The sequence below is a fragment of the Roseateles sp. P5_E1 genome (assembly GCF_054049335.1).
This window is the reverse complement of record NZ_JBFUMN010000348.1, coordinates 1-580: the sequence shown is the minus strand read 5'-3', so window position 1 is coordinate 580 and position 580 is coordinate 1. Positions and strand designations below refer to the sequence as shown.

Annotated in this window: 1 protein-coding gene; it reads right to left on the bottom strand. The window is 68.4% G+C overall.

The features are described 5' to 3' along the window. Positions 1-580, bottom strand: a 580-nt coding sequence (locus ACXJKJ_RS31455) for an AarF/UbiB family protein (protein WP_457395585.1), incomplete at both ends; no start/stop codon positions are given.

Below are 580 nucleotides of genomic sequence, written 5' to 3'. Positions count from 1 at the left end.
AGCGAGCGCCGCAGGCGCTCGCCCATCACGCGGTCGAGATGGCCGTCGACCACGCGTTTCATGTCCATGCGCGGATCCAGCGCACGGCAAACCGTTTCCAGGTGCGCCAGCGTCTTGCCGAGCAGGCTGAGTTCCGACGGCGAGCGCAGTCCGCAGGCGGTGCTGATGCGCACGATGTCGAACAGCAACCGGCTCTCGCTGGCCGATGCGCTGGGGTGCGCGGCGTAACGCGCCACCAGTTGGCCGACTTCGCGCTGGTAACGGTCCTCCTCGAAAGCCTCCAGCCGTATGCCCATCCCGACCGCCTCGCGTGCGACTTCCTCGCCGCGTCCGTCGACGGCCGCGAACAGCAGGCGGAACAATCGGTCGCGCTGTCGCGGCGGCACGTGCACGACCATGCCGAGGTCGAACAGGGCGAGCCGCCCGTCTTCCATCACCAGCAGGTTGCCCGGGTGCGGATCGGCGTGGATGTCGCCGTGCACCAGCACCTGGTCGAGGTAGCCGCGCAAGAGCGCTTCGGCGAGGTCGCCGACGTCGTGTTCGGTGCGGAACAGGCCACTCAGCTCAGTGACCTTGTGTC